The organism is Xylophilus sp. (assembly GCA_009914555.1).
In the GTDB taxonomy this organism is placed as follows: Bacteria; Pseudomonadota; Gammaproteobacteria; order Burkholderiales; family Burkholderiaceae_C; genus WNDY01.
Genome location: WNDY01000011.1, coordinates 24010 through 41064 on the forward strand (window position 1 = coordinate 24010; position 17055 = coordinate 41064).

Below are 17055 nucleotides of genomic sequence, written 5' to 3' on the forward strand. Positions count from 1 at the left end.
GACCCCATCATGAATGCACCCCTGCTCGTCGCCGCAACCCTGCCCGCCGCGGCCGGCGCCGCCGCGCCGCGCCCGCGGCTGAGGGAATATGCCGACCTGTTCATCGACCACCGCGCCACCATCCTCAAGGCGCTGGCCGTGGCGCTGCTGCTGGGCGCGATCTACACGCTCTTCGGCCCGCGCGTGTACGAGGCCAACGTCCTGCTCCAGGTCGAGGACCCGGACCGCTCGGGCGGCACCCTGGTCGGCGACTCGGCGAGCAGCGCGCTGAACGCCCGCACGCCCACGGCCGGCGAGGCCGAGATCCTGAAGTCGCGGCTGGTGCTGGGGCAGGCGATCGAGGACACAAAGCTCTACATCGAGGCCCGGCCGCTCTACGTTCCGCTGATCGGCCCCTGGCTGGCGCGCAACGCCAGGACTCTCTCGCAGCCGGGCTTTGCCGGCATCCCCGGCTACGTCAGCGGTACCGAGCAGATCACCGTGGCCCGGATGGACGTTCTGGCCGAACTGGAAGGCTCACGCTTCCTCCTGACGGCCGGCACCGGCAACACCTACACGCTGACGCATCCCCGGCTGGACAGGCCGATCGCCGGCCGCGTCGGCACCCTGCTCGACGCCGACACGCCGAAAGGCCCGCTGCACCTGCTGGTGGGCTCGCTGTCCGGCCTGCCGGGCGCGCAGTTCGCGCTGGTGCGCCAGTCCGCGCAGCTGACCCTGCTGGAGCTGCAGCGCGACCTGCGCGTGGTCGAGAAGGGCCGGCAGTCGTCGGTGATCGACCTGAGCTGGCAGCACGGCGACCGGGTGCAGCTGGCCGACCTGCTCAACGAAGTGGCGCGGCTCTATGTGCGGCTGAACGTGGACCAGAAGACCGCCCAGGCCCAGCGCGCGCTCGACTTCCTCGACGGCGAGCTGCCCAAGCTCAAGCAGCAGTTGGAGCAGTCTGAGGAAGCCTACAACCAGTACCGCAACCAGAACGGCACGGTCAGCCTGGACGACGAGGCCCGCAATACGCTGGCGCAGAACGTCGAGCTGCAGTCCAAGCTGCTCGACGCCACGCAGAAGCGGCTGGAGCTGACCGAACGCTTCACCGCCCGCGACCCCGGCGTGCAGACCGTCGACGCGCAGATCGCGGCCCTGCGCTCGCAGCTCGGCGCGAACGAGCAGCGCATCCGCCGCATGCCGATGCTGCAGCAGACCACCCTGCGCATGCAGCGCGACATCAAGGTGAACACCGACCTGTACGTGTCGCTGCTCAACAGCGCGCTGCAGATGCGGCTGGCCAAGGAAGGCCGCATCGGCAACGTGCGCGTGCTCGACCATGCGCTTCAGCCCGAGGAGCCCATCCGGCCCAAGCCGTTGATCGCGATGGGCCTGGCCGCGGTGGCCGGGCTGTTCGCCGGGCTGGGCCTGGTGCTGGTACGTCGCAGCTGGCGCAGCACCGTCGAGAGCCCGGCCGAGATCGAGGCCCACACCGGGCTGGAGGTCTACAGCACCGTGGCGCTGAGCGACCACCAGCGCCTGCTGGACCGCGCGGTGCGCAGGCAGCGGCCAGGCGCCCATATCCTGGCCCTGCAGCATCCGCAGGACCCGGCGCTCGAAGGTCTGCGCCGGCTGCGCACCGCGCTGCGGTTTGCGGCCCCGCGGGCGCCCAACAACCGCATCATCGTGTCCAGCGCCGCGCCCGGCGCCGGCAAGACCTTCGTCTCGTCCAACCTCGCCGTGCTGCTGGCTGCGGCCGGCAAGCGCGTGCTGCTGATCGACGCCGACCTGCGACGCAGCAGCATCGGGCCGCGCTTCGGCCTCCGGCACCGCGCCGGCCTGTCGGACCTGCTGGCCGGCACGGCCGACGACCCGTCGGCCATCCAGACCTCCGTGCTGCCGAACCTGGACGTGATCGCAGCCGGCACCCCCGCTTCGGCGCCGAGCGACCTGTTCGGCCGCGAAGCCTTCAGCGGCCTGCTCGCCCGCCTGTCGGCCCGCTATGACGTGGTGATCGTCGATGCCCCCCCGGCCCTGTTGGCGCCCGAAGTGGCCGAGATGGCCGTCGGCATGGGCATGCTGCTCATGGTGGCCCGCGCCGGCGACAGCGAACTCGGCGAACTGTCGCGGAGCCTGAAGGAGCTGCGCCACGCGGGCATCCGCGTGCAGGGCGTGGTCCTCAACGCCCTGGACGCGCGCCAGCGCTACCGGGGCAGCTACGCCTACCGCTACGGCAGCCAGGCGCTGCGCCCGCAGCAGGCCGCGCTGCTGCCGGCCCGCGTGGAGACGACGCCATGAGCGCCGCACGGCCGTCCGAAGGCGCTCGCACCGCAGCCGAAGGCGCAGGTACTCCGGTGAACTCCGCGCGGCCGCCCGAAGGCGCCCGCACCGCAGCGCCCGAGCGCGCAGGTATCGCAATGAGCGCACTGCACGACGCGACGCAGCTGCGTCCGCCGGACCATGCCCGGCTGCTGCAGCACACCAAGCGCGGCCTCGACATCCTCATGGCGGCCACCTTCTTCCTGCTGTTCGGCTGGGCCTACGCGCTGGTCTGGGCCGCCGTGCTGCTGAGCTCGGGCCGGCCCGCGCTCTATACGCAGCCCCGCTACGGCAAGGACGGCCGGGTCTTCCGGTTCTACAAGTTCCGGACGATGGTGCGCAATGCCGACGAGGTGCTGGCACGCCATCTCCGCGAGAACGAGGCCGCGCGTCGGCAGTGGGCCACGTTCCAGAAGCTGGACCCCGACCCGCGCATCACGCCGCTGGGCGCCGTCCTGCGCAAGTACAGCATCGACGAGCTGCCGCAGTTCTGGAACGTGCTCAAGGGCGAGATGAGCATGGTGGGCCCGCGCCCGTGCATGTTCGCGCAGAAGGATCTGTATGGCCGCTACTGGCCGCACTACTGCGCCGTGCGGCCGGGCATTACCGGACTGTGGCAGGTCAGCGGCCGCAGCGAGGTCAGCTACCGGCGCCGCGCCGCGATGGATGCCGCCTACGTCTCCACGCTGTCGCTGCGGCAGGACCTGGCGATCCTGCTCAAGACGTTCGCCGTGGTGGCCGGCGCCCGCGGCTCCGGCTAGCCGCAGCCGACCGCTTTTCGGATTTCCAACCCTCTCACACGGAAGAACTTCATGCGTATCTACGTTGCAGGTCATCGCGGCATGGTGGGCCGATCGCTGACGAAGCGGCTGCAGGCAGCCGGGCACGAGGTCGTCACGCGCGGCCACGACGAACTCGACCTGCTCGACCAGCAGGCCGTGCGCCGGTTCTTCGCCACCGAGCCCATCGACCAGGTCTACCTGGCGGCCGCCAAGGTCGGCGGCATCCATGCCAACATGACCTACCCGGCCGAATTCATCTACCAGAACCTGCTGATCGCGGCCAATGTGGTCCACGAGGCCTTCGCCGCCAGGGTGAAGCGACTGCTGTTCCTCGGTTCGAGCTGCATCTATCCGCGGCTGGCGGACCAGCCGATCGCCGAGGAATCGCTGCTCGGCGGCCGGCTGGAGCCGACCAACGAGCCCTATGCGGTGGCCAAGATCGCCGGGATCAAGCTCTGCGAGAGCTACAACCGGCAGTACGGCGCGTCGCACGGCATCGACTACCGCAGCGTGATGCCGAGCAACCTGTACGGCCCGGGCGACAACTACCATGTCGAGAACAGCCACGTGGTGCCGGCGCTGATCCGCCGCTTCCACCTAGCCAAGGCCAGCGGCGCGTCGAGCGTGGTGATCTGGGGCACCGGCCGCGCGCGGCGGGAATTCCTCTATGTCGACGACATGGCCGACGGCTGCATCGCGGTGATGGGCCTGCCGCGGGCCGCGTATGACGCGCATACCGACCCGATGCGCGCGCATATCAACCTCGGCACCGGCCAGGACGTGTCGATCGCCGAACTGGCCGAGCAGGTGCGCGCCGTCGTGGGGTACCAGGGCCGGATCCAGTTCGACCCGTCCCGCCCCGACGGAACGCCGCGCAAGCTGCTGGACGTGTCGCGCGCGGCCGCCATCGGCTGGCGGGCCACCGTGCCGCTGGTCGAAGGCCTCCGCCGCACCTATGCCGACTACAGCCCTTCGGACTGACATACCCTGCAGCCGGCCCATGCCTGACCGCCGCGGCGATCGACCCATGGACAACGCCATGAGAACCCTGAGCTTCTGGTGCGGCCTGGCGGCGGCATGGCTATGCGGGCTGACCGACCCCGCATGGGGCTATGCCGCCGTGTTCGCGCTCTCGCTGGTGCAGTTGGCCCAGCTCGGCGGCGGGGCCGCGAGCGTGTTCCTGCTGCTGCACTACACCACGGTGCTCGTCTATTTCTCGATCGCGCCGGCGATGCAGATCGCCGTGGACGCGAGCTTCTGGGGCGCGGGGCCGGTCGGCGCGCAGGCGTACACCCGGGCGCTGGCGCTGCTGCTGCTCTACCTCGCAGGAGTGGAGGCGGCATGCCTGGTGGGGCCGGCGGCCCGCCCTGCGCCGGCCGGCGTGCGCCCGCCGCCCGACGTGGCCCACCCCCTGCTGCTGCTCCTGCTGGTGGGTGGCGGGTTCGCAGCCCTGTGGCTGCGGCCGGAGCTGAATTTCGTCGCGCGCGGGCTGCCTTCGGAGGTTCCGAGCGCGCCGTTCGATGGCATCGTCTTTTCGACGCTGCCCAAGCTCGTGGCGCTCGTGGGCGCCGTGGTGCTGGCCATCCGCGCCCTGCGCCAGCGGACGGCCGGTGCGTGGTGTACCGCGGCGGCGGCCACGGTGCTGGCCGCCGTCGCCGCCAATCCGGTCACCACGGCACGGCAGATCCTGCTGGTCGGGGGACTGCCGCTGCTGCTGCATGCGTTCGGCCGCACCCGGCGCTGGACGCTGGCCGTGGTCGTCGCGGGCGCCATCGCCGGCCTGGGCCCGGTGCTCAACCTCGTGTCGCGCGGCAGCATGTGGGGCGAGACGCTTGCGGTCTTCCCCTACAGCAGCGACTTCGACACGACCTACGTGGTGGCCGCCCTTCTCGAACGGGCGCCGGCGGCCGAGTTGGGCTGAGGGCGCTACCTGCTTTCGGCCGCGTCGTTCGTGCTGCCGCACGATCTCAAGCTCTTTCCCGACTACGACCCGCTCGGCTGGCCAGTGGTGCTCAACAACTTCTCGCAGAGCAACCTGTCGCTGGCACCCTTCACCACCGCCTACCTCGATTTCGGCCTGGCCGGTCCCTTTCTGCTGGGCCTGGCGCTGTCGATTGTCGGCGCGGCGCTGGAGCGTCGGCTCGTCCCGGGCAGCGCGCTGACCGGCGGCTATCTCTCGGCGCTCGTGCTGCTGGCCGCCTACGTGCCGCTGATGCGCGGGCCGATTCTGGGCTGGGGGCCGTTCGCCGCATCCGGACTCCTTGCCGCGCTGGCCCTGGGCTGGCTGTGCACGGGCCGCGAACGCACGGTGCCCCTGGCGCAGCCCCGCACAGGTGCCGTGGCATGAGCACCGCCCGGCCGCCCGAAGGCGAAGGCACGCCCATGCGCGCCGCCATGGCCAGCCACCTGTTCTACGACACGCTGCGTCTCAACCGCGGCGCGGGCGGCGTGCTCAACGTGGCCGAAATGCTGCTGCGGAGCATGCGGTCGTCGCCCGGCGTGGACGTGGCGCCGGTCAGCGCCCGGCACCCGCGGCTCTTCGCGCTGGCGCGGCGGATCGGACTCAGCCGCTTCCTGCTGGAGGTGCTGCTCTACAACGCGCACTTGGTCTCGGCCCAGGTGTCGGGCCGGCGGCTGGTCTCGCTGTTCCCCAACTACTTCCTGCCGTTCGCCCTGTTCGGCCGGCACCGCGACGCGATCGTCATCGTGCACGACCTCCAGTACAAGACCTACCCCGAGCACTTCAGCCGCGCCAAGCGCCTGTGGCTCGACTGGAACCTGCGCCGCGTGGCCCGCAGCCAGGCCCACGTGGTCTTCATCAGCCGCAGCAGCCAGCAGGACTTCGAGCGCCATTTCGGCCGCTGCCACCGCCCGAGCGTCATCTTCAATCCGGTGGATGCTGCCGTGCCGCCCGCGCCGGCGGACGGCACGGTCCGCGGCGAGCGCTACCTGATCGCGCCCTACCACTACTACCCGCACAAGAACTTCGGCGCCACATTGCGGCTCTTCGCGCGCATGAAATGCTATGGCCTGGTCGACTGGCTGGACATCACCGGCAACGGCGCGGCCGAGGTCGCGCGCATGGCTGCGGCCGTCGCACCGGCGCTGCGCGACAGCGTGCGCCACCGCGGCATGCTGCCGCGCGACGAACTGATCCGCCTGTACCTCGGGGCCAGCGCGTTCATCTCGCTGTCGACCTTCGAGGGCTTCAATCTGTCGGCGGCCGAGGCGGCGATGCTGGGCGTGCCGCTGCTGCTGTCCGACATCCCGGTGCACCGCGAGCTGTTCGGCGGCTACGCCTTCTTCGTGGGCGATGACGCCTGCGACCTCGACTGCCTGTCGCGCTACCTGAGCACGCACCAGCAGCTGCGCCCGGCCTGGTCGCATGCGCCGGACTGCCAGCCGGCGGCGGTGGCGAGCCGCTATCTCATGCTCGAGCGCGATGCCGCCGCCGCGTCGGGAGCACCGCTGTGAAGCCGCTGACGCTGCGCCGCCTGCGCCGCGTAATCGTCCTGGCGCTGCTCGGTGCCGCCGCCGGCGCGGGCACGGCCCAGCCCGCCGCGCAGTGGGCCGCGCAGACCACGCCGCCGTTCGGCGTGATGGTGCACTACCTGCCTGACCGCCAGACGATCGCCGACATCGCCCGCTTCGACGTCGAAGCCTTCGTCGCGGCGCTGGCGGACATGCGCGCGTCCTACCTGATCCTGACGCTGGGCCAGAACAACGGCCAGTACATCGCGCCCAACGCCGCGCTGGAAGCCCTGTGTCCCACCAGCGTGCGCGACCGGCCGCCGCGCGACCGGCCGCTGGAAATAGGCCAGGCGCTGCAGCGCCGCGGCATGGCGCTGGTGCTGTACCTCCCATTCCGTGCGCTGCAGGCCGACGCTGCGCTGATGCGTTGCCTGGACGACGTGTCCGAGCAGGAGCCTCCGCCGCAGCGCTTCATCCTCCACTGGTCCGCGGTGATCCGCGAATGGTCCGACCGCTACGGCAGGCTGGCGCAGGGCTGGTGGTTCGACGGCACCTACGACACCCGGGGAATGTCGGACGGCGACTGGAGCGCGCTGTGCAGCGCCGCGCGCAGCGGCAACGCCGACCGCTGGCTCGCCTTCAACCCCGGCGAAGGCCCGCAGCGCTTCAGCCGCAGGGCCGCGCCCTGCCAGGACGTGATGGCCGGCGAGTTCCTTCAGCCGCCTGCCCGCCCGGCCGGGCAGGCCTCCGGCCTGGTCTTCCACGTGCTGACGCCGCTGGGCAGCTGGTGGGGGCGACCTTCGCCGCCGCGCTTCACCGCCGCGCAGATACGCGACTGGATCGCCGAAGCGAAGGCCCGCGGCGGCCTGTTCACGCTCGACCTGCCGCTGGACGCCGACTTCCGCTTCCTGCCCGCCCACGTCGCGCTGGTGCGCAGCGCCACGGCCCCGGGCTCCTGACAACGCAGGCACCAACATGCACCCACCGATCACCTTCATCGTCGTCGAAGACCGCCAGAACCGCACGCTGGACCTGTGCCGCGCCTCCGCGGCGCGGGCCCAGGAGCAGCTGCTCGTGCTGACGGACGTGGACGCCGGCCCCGGCTACGAGCAGCTGTGCCGCGCCTACGTCCACCTGTCGAGCAACACGCCGGCGTTCGAGAAGATCTGCCTGCGCCGGTACTTCCTGCTGGCCGAATACCTCAGGCGCCACCCCGCGTGCAGGCAGTTCGTGCTCGTCGACAGCGACGTGCTGCTGTTCCGCGGCATCGGCACGCATGTGCGCCGGATCGCGGGCCGCTGCGATTTCGCCGGCTCCTACATCCGTCCCTCCGATGGCTGGAACCCGTGCCAGATCTCGCCGCACGTGAGCTACTGGACGGCGCAGGGGCTTGCACGCTTCGTCGCCTTCGTCCTCCAGACCTACGGCACGCCCGAAGGGATCGCCGGCCTGCGCGCGATCGCCGACCGGTTCACCGCACGCGGCCTTCGCGGCGGCGTCTCCGACATGACGCTGCTCTACCTGTGGGCGAAGGCCAGCGGCAATGCGCTGCCGATCAACCGCGTGTTCGAGGGCCGGGTGATCGACCACAACATCAACACCGCCGACAACCTTCGGCCGCGCGAGTTCCGCCTGCGCGGCGGCGCCAAGCGCATCGGCTTCGCCGACGGCCGGCCTTACCTGACCGGCTCGGTCGGCCAGAAGGTGGACGTGCTGGCACTGCACTTCCAGGGCAAGGCCAAGGTGGCGATGGCGCCGGCCCTGCACGGCCACGTGCACCTGGTCGCCTGGCTGACTTATGCCATGTACGCCGCGCGCAGGGCGAAGAACCTGGGCTACCGCGTCACAGCCGCGCTGCGCCGCATCGGCCGGGCCGGGCCGCTGGCCGACGCACCGGCCGCCGAATAGCAGCAGCAGGCGCGCCGACCATGCTCATCCCATCGCACGACCCATCGACCGTTCGGCGCACCGCGCCCGGCATGCAGGGCCTGGGCCGGCTGCCGCTGCGCGGGCTGGGCGCGCTGGCGTCGCGGCTCTACGTCTACCTGTCCGGTTTCGCGGCGGTGTTCCTGCTGGCCGCCACCATGACGCCGGCGCGCTTCGGCGAATACTCGCTCTACCAATCGGTGCTGGAGATGGCGCTGGTCGTGGCCACGCTGGGCAGCTCGCTGCTGTTTTCCCGGCAGGCGGCCGCCGGCATGCTGCGCGTGCGCCGGGGCGACCTGCAGCGCACGCTGGCCCTGGGCCTGCCGCTGACCACGCTCCTGGCCGCAGCCCTGCTGGCGGCGCAGCGCCTGCCGGTGCCCGGATGGCCGTTCGCGCTGATCGTGTGCACGCTCGGCGTGTTCGCCTTCAATACCCTGCGCCTGGCCTACGACCGCGGACAGGGGCATGCGGGACTGCTCAACCTCGAGCCGGGCATCCGCGCGACCTTCCTGGTGCTGTGCGTGGGCGCCGCAGCCGTGCTCTGCGGCAGCAGCGGCGAAGGCGGTGGGCTCGGCGTGCCGTCGCTGCTGGCCGTCAACCTGCTCGGCATGCTGCTGGTGACCGCGGCCGTGGTGCCTTCCAGCCGGCCCGGCGGGCCGCCGCGCGGCCGGGCGGCGCTCGCGCTGGCGACCCAGGGCGGCGCCACCGTGTACTCGCTGCTGATGTTCCTGCTGCGTAAGTCCGACCTGCAGATCGTGGCCCTGCTGATGCCGCTGGGCTACGTGGGCGCCTTCAAGATCGCCTTCCTGCTGGCCGAGGCGCCTTCGCAGTTCGTGCAGGCTTTCCTCTACACCCGGACCCCAGCCATGCTGCAGGCCGATGCGCAGACGCTGGAGGCTTCGGCCTTCCCGCTGGCGCGCCAGTCCTTCCTGCTGGGCTGCGGCCTTTTCGCCATGCTGGCGGCGCTGATCACGCTGGCCGCGCCGCTGCTGCACGTGGGGCGCGAGGCGGTCGGGATCTTCCTGTGCCTTGCGCCCTACTTCCTGCTGCGGACCTACACGGTGCACCACGAGATGCTGCTGGCGCTGCGCACGCCGGTGGCCTCGCTCGGCCGCTGGGCGCTGGCGGAGGTGGCGGTCCGGCTGCTGTCCTACGGCGCCGTGGCCCTGCTCTTCCCCGGCAGGCCTCACTACGTCTTCTTCCTGGCCTGCGGCACCGACCTGGCCCTGTACGAGGTCCGCATGCGGCTCGCGTTCGGCATCTTCCCGATCACGCGGCTCACGCGCGGCGCATGGCAGAGGTTGCGATGAAAATTTTGCTGTACTCGATGAACTTCGCGCCCGAGCTGGCCGGCGTGGGCCGCTATTCGGGCGAGATGGCACAGTGGCTCAGCGCGCGGGGCCATGCGGTGCGCGTCGTCGCATCGCCGCCGTTCTTTCCCCGATGGAAGGTGTTCGACGGGTATTCGGGCCGGGCCTACCGCAAGTCGGACTGGCAGGGCATCCCGGTGTGGCGCGCACCCGTCTGGGTGCCGTCGCAGCCGCGCACGCTGGCCCGCATGGCGCACCTGCTGTCCTTCATGGTGTCGAGCGTCCCGCTGCTGCTGGCGCAGTTGCGCTGGCGGCCCGACGTGGTCCTCGTGGTCGAGCCGCCGCTGTTCTGCGCGCCGGCCGCGCTGCTTTTCTCGAAGGCGCTGCGCATCAAGTCCTGGCTGCACATCCAGGACTACGAGGTGGACGCGGCCTTCGGCCTGGGCCTGCTGCAGGGCGGGCGCATCCGGCGCATGGCCCTGGCGGTGGAGCGGTGGCTGCTCGGCCGCTTCGACCGGGTGTCCACCCTGTCGGACGCGATGCTGCGCCGGGCCGAGGACAAGGGCGTGGCGCCGGTTCGGCTGGTGCGGTTTCCCAACTGGGTCGACGTGCGCGCCATCCGCCCGCGCCCGGCCGGCGCCCAGGGCCGCGGCGGCGTGGCCGACGACTACCGCGCCGAGCTGGGCATGCCGAGCGACGCCGTGGTCGTGCTCTATGCCGGCAGCCTCGGCAACAAGCAGGGCATGGAACTGCTGGTGCAGGCCGCCGGGCTGCTCGGCGAGACGGCCGGCATCCATTTCGTCATCTGCGGCAACGGGCCGGGCCGCGCGGCGCTGGTGGATGCCTGCAGCGCGCTGCGCCGCGTCCATTTCCTCGACCTGCAGCCGGCCGACCGGCTCGACGCGCTGCTGGGCATGGCCGACATCCATGTGCTGCCGCAGCGGCACGATGCCGCCGACCTGGTGATGCCGTCCAAGCTCGCGGGCATGTTCGCCAGCGGCCGCGCGGTGGTCGCGACGGCCCGTCCCGGAACCGAGCTGGGCCGCGTGGTGGCCGGCCGCGGCATGGTGGTGCCGCCAGGCGACGCCCGGCTCCTCGCCGAGGCGATCGCGCAGCTCGCGACGTCACGGACACGCCGCGAGGCCCTGGGCGCGGCCGGCCGCGCCTATGCCGAGGCCGAGCTGGATCGCGATGCCATCCTCCACCGATTCGAGCATGAACTGCGGCGCTGCGTCGCAGGCTGACACGGGCGACCACGATGGACCCGGACGTGCATTCCCGCAAGATACTGGTCACCGGCGGCGCGGGCTTCATCGGCAGCCATGCCTGCGTGGCGCTCATCGGCGCGGGCTACCTGCCGGTGGTGCTCGACAGCCTGGCCAACGGCAACATCCATGCGCTGCACCGCATCGCCGACATCACCGGCGTGGCGCCGGACCTGGTGCGCTGCGACATCCGCGATGCCGCAGCGCTGGCCGAACTGTTCAAGGCGCACCGGTTCGGCGGCGTGCTGCACCTGGCGGGGCTGAAGGCGGTCGGCGAAACGGTGGCCGATCCGCTCAGCTACTACGAAGTGAACATGGCCGGCACGCTCGCGCTGGTGCGGGCCATGGGCAACGCGGGCGTGCGCGCCCTGGTGTTCTCGTCGTCGGCCACGGTGTATGGCGCGAACGCCCGCTCGCCGATTCCGGAGGATGCGCCCTATGCCGCGGTCAACCCCTACGGCCGCACCAAGGCGATGGTCGAGACCATGCTCGCCGACCTGGTGCAGTCCGACGACCGCTGGCATGTCGCCTGCCTGCGCTTCTTCAATCCCGTGGGCGCGCACGAAAGCGGCCTGATCGGCGAGCATCCCCACGGCCGGCCGAACAACCTGATGCCCTACCTCTCGCAGGTGGCGATCGGTTCGCGCAGCCACCTCGTGGTGCACGGCACCGACTACGCCACGGCCGACGGCACGGGCGTGCGCGACTACGTGCATGTGATGGATGTGGCCGAGGGGCATGTCGCGGCGCTGCGCCATGTCGCGCGCGAACCCGGCATCCTCATGGTGAATCTGGGCACCGGGCGCGGCGCGTCGGTGCTGGAAGTGATCTCGTCCTTCGAACGTGCCAGCGGACGGTCCATCGCCGTCCATGTCGGCCCGCGCCGTCCCGGCGACGCACCCGCCTACTGGGCCGACGCGAGCCTGGCGGAGGCACGGCTCGGCTGGCGCGCGCGCAGGGGGCTGGACGAGATGTGCGTCGACAGCTGGCGCTGGCAGATGCGCAACCCCTGGGGATTCGATGGGTCCGCGCCCACGGCGCGCAACGCCGAGCCGTCCGCCCATTGACAGCAGAACGATCCAACTCGAAAGGCATGCCGCCATGTCCACGCCACAGTCTCCATTCGCCGATCCGCCGCCGCCCAGCCACGCGCTGAGCTGGCGCCCCGACCACTTCGCCGGGATGCGCGCGTCCGCGGCATTGCCCTGGCCCCACTTCCTGACGGGCCAGGAGCATGCGCCGGTACGCGTGGTTCTGGTGGACGACGACGAATTCATGCGGCACGTGATCGCCCAGGAACTGCTGGCCGACGTGCGCATCCAGCTCCAGGCCCAGGCCGGCAGCGTGCGCGACGGGCGCCGCCTGCTGACCTCGCAGGAGTTCGACGTGCTCATGCTGGACCTGAACCTCAGCGACGGCAACGGCTTCGACCTGATCCGGGAGGCGCGCGAGCGGCACAGCTACTGCGAGATCATCGTGGTCACCTCGACGGAGGACGAAGCGCGCGTGCTGCATGCCTTCCGGCTCGGCGCCACCGGCTACCTGCTCAAGAACGCCTGGCTGCAGAGCTTCTCGCATGCCGTGCTGCAGGTGGTCAACGGCGGGGCGGCCATCACGCCCCGGCTGTCGCGCCGCCTGCTGGCGCGCATGAACCTCGATACCGACACCGTGCCGCAGCTGGAGGTTCCGCCGTACGAGGCCACGCTGACGACGCGCGAGCGCGAGGTGCTGCGCTGCGTGTCCAAGGGCTACGCGTCCAGGGAGATCAGCGAGCGCCTCGGCATCTCGGGGCAGACCGTCAACAGCCACATCAAGAACATCTACAAGAAGCTGCACGTGCGCTCCCGCGCCCAGGCGGTGAGCTTCGCGACGCAGACCGGCCAGCTCTGAGGGCTTGCCATCCTCCACCTCCCTTTTTTTCCATCCTCTTCCAGATCGGACCTGCCATGAACCTCCCGACCATTCATCCCGTCGTGCTGTGCGGTGGTAGCGGCACGCGCCTTTGGCCCCTCTCGCGCAAGGCCCTGCCCAAGCAGTTCGCGCCGCTGATAGCGGGCAGAAGCCTGCTCCAGCTCACGCTGGAGCGGCTGCGCGGCCTGCATGGAGACATCACCTGCGTCTGCTCCGAGGACCACCGGTTCCTGGTGCGCGAAACGCTGGGCCTGGCGGGCGCCACCGGCCGCCAGCTCCTCGAACCGGTACCGCGCAACACGACGGCTGCCATGGCCGTGGCTGCGCTGAAGGCCGATGGCGGCGACCTGCTGCTTTTCGCGCCGGCCGACCACCACATTCCCGATGCCGGGTTGTTCGCCCGTACCGTGCGCAGCGGCGTGGATGCAGCCCTGGCCGGGCACATCGTCACCTTCGGCGTGACGCCGACCTTCGCGAGCACCGCTTATGGCTACATCGAGGCCGGCGCGCCCGCGGCCGACGGCGTCAGCTGCGCCGTGGCCCGCTTCATCGAGAAGCCGGCGGCCGACCTGGCCGCGGCGCTGGTGGCGCATGGCGGGTACTGCTGGAACGCCGGCATCTTCCTGGTGCGCGCCGCCACGCTGCTGGAGGCCCTGGAGGCGCATGCGCCCGACATCCTGCGGGCCTGCGAACAGGCCGTGGCCGCCGGCTCCACCGACGACAGCTTTCATCGCCTCGAAGCCGAATCCTTCCAGGCCTGCCGCAGCGACAGCATCGACTACGCCGTGCTCGAGAAGCACCAGGACATCGCGATGGTGCGCTACGAAGGCGCCTGGAGCGACGTCGGCAGCTGGAACGCCGTGGCCACCCTGCATGCCGAAGACAACGCCGGCAACCGTCTGAGCGGCAAGGCCAGCATCCTGGGTGCGCGCGGCACCTTCATCCACGCGCCCCACCGGCCGGTGGTGGCGCTGGGCACCGAGGATCTGATCATCGTCGACACGCCCGACGCGGTGCTGGTGGCAGGCGCCGGCTGCGCCGAACAGGTGGCCGACGTGGTACGCATGCTGGCGCGCGAGGGCTGCGCCGAGGCGACCGAACACCGGCGCGTGGTGCGCCCCTGGGGCGCCTACGACATCATCGACATCGGCGAGCGCTTCCAGGTCAAGCGCCTCACGGTCAAGCCCGGCGGCAAGCTGTCGCTGCAGATGCACCACCACCGCGCCGAGCACTGGGTCGTGGTGCAGGGCACGGCTCGGGCCACCTGCGACGGGCAGGTCAGCCTCGTGCGGGAGAACGAATCGATCTACCTGCCCTCGGGCGCGGTCCACCGGCTGGAGAACCCGGGAAAGACCACGCTGGAGGTCATCGAGGTGCAGACCGGCGGCTACCTCGGCGAGGACGACATCGTGCGCTTCGACGACACCTATGACCGCATCACCACCCGGGCCGCCGCCCCGGCGCCCCCTGCGGCCGGCATCGAGGCAGGCAAGGCGGACCCCTCCCGCCCGCGCGAGGCTGCCGCATCGCCCGCCGGCGCGCGCGCCGCCGCCATGCCCTGGCCCGCGCTGTCCGGCGAGTTCCGCGTCTAGGGGGCGGCCATGAAGCAACGGACCGCGATCGTCACCGGCATCAGCGGCCAGGACGGTGCCTATCTCGCCCAGTTCCTGCTGGCCAAGGGATACAGCGTCTACGGCACCTACCGGCGCACGAGTTCCGTCAACTTCTGGCGGATCCGGGAGCTCGGCATCCAGGCCCATCCGGACCTCCACCTGGTCGAATACGACCTGACCGACCTGGGCAGCTGCCTGAGCCTGCTCCATGCCGCCGCGCCCGACGAGATCTACAACCTCGCCGCCCAGAGCTTCGTCGGCGTGAGCTTCAACCAGCCGGCCGCGACGGCGCAGATCACCGGCCTGGGCGCGCTGCACATCCTCGAGGCGATCCGCCTCGTCAACCCGTCGATCCGCTTCTACCAGGCATCCACCTCCGAGATGTTCGGCAAGGTGCAGGCCGTGCCCCAGGCCGAGGACACGCCCTTCTACCCGCGCAGCCCCTACGGCGTGGCCAAGCTCTATGCCCACTGGATGACCATCAACTACCGCGAGAGCTACGGCATCTTCGGCTGCAGCGGCATCCTGTTCAACCACGAAAGCCCGCTGCGCGGCCACGAATTCGTCACCCGCAAGATCACCGACGGCGTCACGCGGATCAAGCTGGGCCAGCTCGACGCGCTGGAACTGGGCAACCTGGAGGCCCGGCGCGACTGGGGCTTCGCCCAGGACTATGTCGAAGGCATGTGGCGCATGCTGCAGGCCGCAGAGCCCGACACCTACGTGCTGGCGACCAACCGCACGCAGACCGTGCGCGACTTCGCGCGCATGGCCTTCGAGGAGGTCGGCATGGAGGTGGTGTTCAAGGGCGCCGGAACCTCCGAGACGGCGGTCGACACCGCCACCGGCAGGACGGTGCTGCGCGTGAACGCGCGCTTCCACCGCCCCGCCGAAGTGGACCTGCTGGTCGGCAATGCCGCCAAGGCCGCAGAGCGGCTCGGCTGGGAGCCGCGGACCACCCTGGAGCAGCTCTGCCAGATGATGGTGGAGGCGGACATGCGGCGCAACATGCAGGGGATCTCGTTCTGAGCACGGCGCCCCTGCGCGCCACGGGCGGCCGTGCCATTGCATGCATCGGCCACGCGTATTGGACTGGTACAATGCCCGGCTGTTTCCCCCGGATCAATTCCGGGGGAAATTCTTTTCGGATCAGCGGATTGGGCACCGGGAAACGTTCCCATCGCCCGCTCCCAACCCACCCCTTTTGTTTTTCGTGCCGTGCTCTGCCGGCACCCAACCGGATCCACGGAGCCACCATGGGCAACAAACTCGTCACCGAAGCCGATCGCAAGTTCACCCCGCCGCTGCCCGGCGCCATCCGTCCGAAGCTCGGCGGCGGCCAGAGGGTCAGCCTGGAGCGCGGCGTCGCCACGCGCAGCAAGAAGAACCCGGGCAAGCGCCCCAGCAAGGGCGGCTGACAGCCCCGGGCTTCCTCACTGAAGCCACACCGAAGCCCGCAGGGTTCACGCCCTGCGGGCTTCGTGCTTTTCAGGGCAGCGCCAGCTGCTGCCGGCTTTCGAAACGGCGCCGCACGCCGGTGACCGGATCGGCGAACGCCAGCGTGCGCGCCAGCAACTGCAGCGGGCGCGAGAAATCGCCTTCGGGCGGATCGTTCACGACCGGATAGAACGCGTCGTTGCGCAGCGGCAGGCCGAGCGCGGCCATGTGCACGCGCAGCTGGTGGCGCTTGCCGGTGACGGGTTCGAGCCGGTAGCGCGCCCAGCCGCCGGCGGCTTCGATCACGTCGATGCGGGTGAGCGCGTTGGGCTCGCCCGGCACCTCGCGGGTGCGGAAGAACTGGGGCGCTTCCTCGATGCGGCTGCTTCGCTCCATCGGAAAGCGCAGGTCCGCGCGCCAGGGCGCGACGGCCTCGTAGGTCTTGTGGATGGCGCGGTCGCGGAACAGCGCCTGGTAGGCGCCGCGCGTGGCCTGCCGCACCGAGAACAGCACCAGCCCCGCAGTGTCGCGGTCGATACGGTGCAACGGCGAGAGTTCCTCCAGGTCCAGACGGCGCTTCAAGCGCACCAGCAGCGTCTGCTGCAGGTACCGGCCGCCGGGCGTGACCGGCAGGAAGTGCGGCTTGTCGGCCACGAGGATGTCGTCGTCCCGGAACAGCACGGCCTCGTCGAACGGCACGGCCGGCTCGGTGGGCAGGCTGCGGTAGTAGTACAGCCGCAGGCCCCCGCGGTGGACGCGCTGCGGCGCGCACCGCTCGCCATGCTCGTCGACGACCTCGCCGCGCGCCATGCGGTCCACCCAGTCCTCGCGCGGCACGATGGGCAGGCGCTCGACGAGGAAGTCGAGCAGCGTCGGCCAGGCGCCGTGCCGGGTGACGACGCAGCTCGGGCTGACGCCGTCGCGCATCGGCAGGACGCGGGGGTTGCGGGGGTTGTGCATGGCGGAGCGAACAGGAAGGCGCGCGATTGTAGTCAGGGTTGCGCCTTCACATACTCTTGGGAGGATCATCCTGTGGCGCCCT

Annotated in this window: 16 protein-coding genes; 15 read left to right on the forward strand and 1 reads right to left on the reverse strand. The window is 70.9% G+C overall.

Going from position 1 to position 17055, the window contains the following annotated elements:
• Positions 1–9 precede the first annotated feature (9 nt).
• From GAK38_RS07690 to GAK38_RS07760, 15 genes are all read left to right on the forward strand, one after another.
• Positions 10–2277: a polysaccharide biosynthesis tyrosine autokinase gene (locus GAK38_RS07690; protein WP_325342910.1), complete on the forward strand. Its 2268-nt coding sequence runs from the start codon at positions 10–12 to the stop codon at positions 2275–2277.
• Complete coding sequence (locus GAK38_RS07695) at positions 2274–3059, forward strand: sugar transferase (RefSeq protein WP_325342912.1); 786 nt, start codon at positions 2274–2276, stop codon at positions 3057–3059. The genes GAK38_RS07690 and GAK38_RS07695 overlap by 4 nt, the downstream gene beginning before the upstream one ends.
• A 51-nt stretch (positions 3060–3110) precedes the next feature.
• Positions 3111–4061, forward strand: coding sequence for a GDP-L-fucose synthase family protein (locus tag GAK38_RS07700; protein WP_325342914.1), 951 nt, complete (start codon positions 3111–3113; stop codon positions 4059–4061).
• A 58-nt stretch (positions 4062–4119) separates the two neighbouring features.
• Entirely contained in the window at positions 4120–5001 is an 882-nt protein-coding gene (locus GAK38_RS07705) for a hypothetical protein (RefSeq protein ID WP_325342916.1), read from the forward strand.
• 30 nt (positions 5002–5031) lie between these two features.
• Positions 5032–5427, forward strand: a complete 396-nt coding sequence (locus GAK38_RS07710; protein WP_325342918.1) for a hypothetical protein — start codon at positions 5032–5034, stop codon at positions 5425–5427.
• Complete coding sequence (locus tag GAK38_RS07715; RefSeq protein ID WP_325342920.1) at positions 5424–6554, forward strand: glycosyltransferase; 1131 nt, start codon at positions 5424–5426, stop codon at positions 6552–6554. Before GAK38_RS07710 ends, GAK38_RS07715 begins: the two co-directional genes overlap by 4 nt.
• Positions 6551–7510, forward strand: coding sequence for a hypothetical protein (locus GAK38_RS07720; RefSeq protein WP_325342922.1), 960 nt, complete (start codon positions 6551–6553; stop codon positions 7508–7510). The genes GAK38_RS07715 and GAK38_RS07720 overlap by 4 nt, the downstream gene beginning before the upstream one ends.
• 16 nt (positions 7511–7526) lie before the next feature.
• The gene (locus GAK38_RS07725) at positions 7527–8459 is read left to right on the forward strand and encodes a hypothetical protein (RefSeq protein WP_325342924.1); all 933 of its coding nucleotides are present in this window, start codon (positions 7527–7529) and stop codon (positions 8457–8459) included.
• A gap of 20 nt (positions 8460–8479) precedes the next feature.
• A complete protein-coding gene (locus GAK38_RS07730) occupies positions 8480–9787 on the forward strand; it encodes a polysaccharide biosynthesis protein (protein ID WP_325342926.1) in 1308 nt (435 codons plus the stop codon).
• A complete protein-coding gene (locus GAK38_RS07735; RefSeq protein ID WP_325342928.1) occupies positions 9784–11031 on the forward strand; it encodes a glycosyltransferase WbuB in 1248 nt (415 codons plus the stop codon). Before GAK38_RS07730 ends, GAK38_RS07735 begins: the two co-directional genes overlap by 4 nt.
• A gap of 26 nt (positions 11032–11057) precedes the next feature.
• Entirely contained in the window at positions 11058–12119 is a 1062-nt protein-coding gene (gene galE, locus GAK38_RS07740; protein WP_325342930.1) for a UDP-glucose 4-epimerase GalE, read from the forward strand.
• A 115-nt stretch (positions 12120–12234) separates the two neighbouring features.
• Positions 12235–12942 carry a response regulator transcription factor gene (locus GAK38_RS07745; RefSeq protein ID WP_325343033.1) on the forward strand — a complete coding sequence of 236 codons (708 nt, stop codon included), beginning with the start codon at positions 12235–12237 and terminating at the stop codon, positions 12940–12942.
• 56 nt (positions 12943–12998) lie between these two features.
• A complete protein-coding gene (locus GAK38_RS07750; RefSeq protein WP_325342932.1) occupies positions 12999–14555 on the forward strand; it encodes a mannose-1-phosphate guanylyltransferase/mannose-6-phosphate isomerase in 1557 nt (518 codons plus the stop codon).
• A gap of 9 nt (positions 14556–14564) precedes the next feature.
• Complete coding sequence (gene gmd / locus GAK38_RS07755; protein WP_325342934.1) at positions 14565–15605, forward strand: GDP-mannose 4,6-dehydratase; 1041 nt, start codon at positions 14565–14567, stop codon at positions 15603–15605.
• Positions 15606–15832: 227 nt separating this feature from the next.
• A complete protein-coding gene (locus GAK38_RS07760; RefSeq protein ID WP_325342936.1) occupies positions 15833–15994 on the forward strand; it encodes a hypothetical protein in 162 nt (53 codons plus the stop codon).
• A gap of 70 nt (positions 15995–16064) precedes the next feature.
• Here GAK38_RS07760 and GAK38_RS07765 read toward each other — a convergent pair whose 3' ends face one another.
• On the reverse strand, positions 16065–16973 hold the full coding sequence (locus GAK38_RS07765; RefSeq protein ID WP_325342938.1) for a pseudouridine synthase: 909 nt from the start codon (positions 16971–16973) through the stop codon (positions 16065–16067).
• Positions 16974–17055: the final 82 nt, after the last annotated feature.

Coding starts and splice junctions, on each gene's coding strand:
- GAK38_RS07745 (WP_325343033.1), top strand. CDS start 12,235: ATGCGCGCGTCCGCGGCATTGCCCTGGCCCCACTTCCTGACGGGCCAG.
- GAK38_RS07700 (WP_325342914.1), top strand. CDS start 3,111: ATGCGTATCTACGTTGCAGGTCATCGCGGCATGGTGGGCCGATCGCTG.
- GAK38_RS07705 (WP_325342916.1), top strand. CDS start 4,120: ATGAGAACCCTGAGCTTCTGGTGCGGCCTGGCGGCGGCATGGCTATGC.
- GAK38_RS07695 (WP_325342912.1), top strand. CDS start 2,274: ATGAGCGCCGCACGGCCGTCCGAAGGCGCTCGCACCGCAGCCGAAGGC.
- GAK38_RS07730 (WP_325342926.1), top strand. CDS start 8,480: ATGCTCATCCCATCGCACGACCCATCGACCGTTCGGCGCACCGCGCCC.
- GAK38_RS07715 (WP_325342920.1), top strand. CDS start 5,424: ATGAGCACCGCCCGGCCGCCCGAAGGCGAAGGCACGCCCATGCGCGCC.
- GAK38_RS07690 (WP_325342910.1), top strand. CDS start 10: ATGAATGCACCCCTGCTCGTCGCCGCAACCCTGCCCGCCGCGGCCGGC.
- gmd (WP_325342934.1), top strand. CDS start 14,565: ATGAAGCAACGGACCGCGATCGTCACCGGCATCAGCGGCCAGGACGGT.
- GAK38_RS07750 (WP_325342932.1), top strand. CDS start 12,999: ATGAACCTCCCGACCATTCATCCCGTCGTGCTGTGCGGTGGTAGCGGC.
- GAK38_RS07735 (WP_325342928.1), top strand. CDS start 9,784: ATGAAAATTTTGCTGTACTCGATGAACTTCGCGCCCGAGCTGGCCGGC.
- GAK38_RS07725 (WP_325342924.1), top strand. CDS start 7,527: ATGCACCCACCGATCACCTTCATCGTCGTCGAAGACCGCCAGAACCGC.
- GAK38_RS07765 (WP_325342938.1), bottom strand. CDS start 16,973: ATGCACAACCCCCGCAACCCCCGCGTCCTGCCGATGCGCGACGGCGTC.
- GAK38_RS07760 (WP_325342936.1), top strand. CDS start 15,833: ATGGGCAACAAACTCGTCACCGAAGCCGATCGCAAGTTCACCCCGCCG.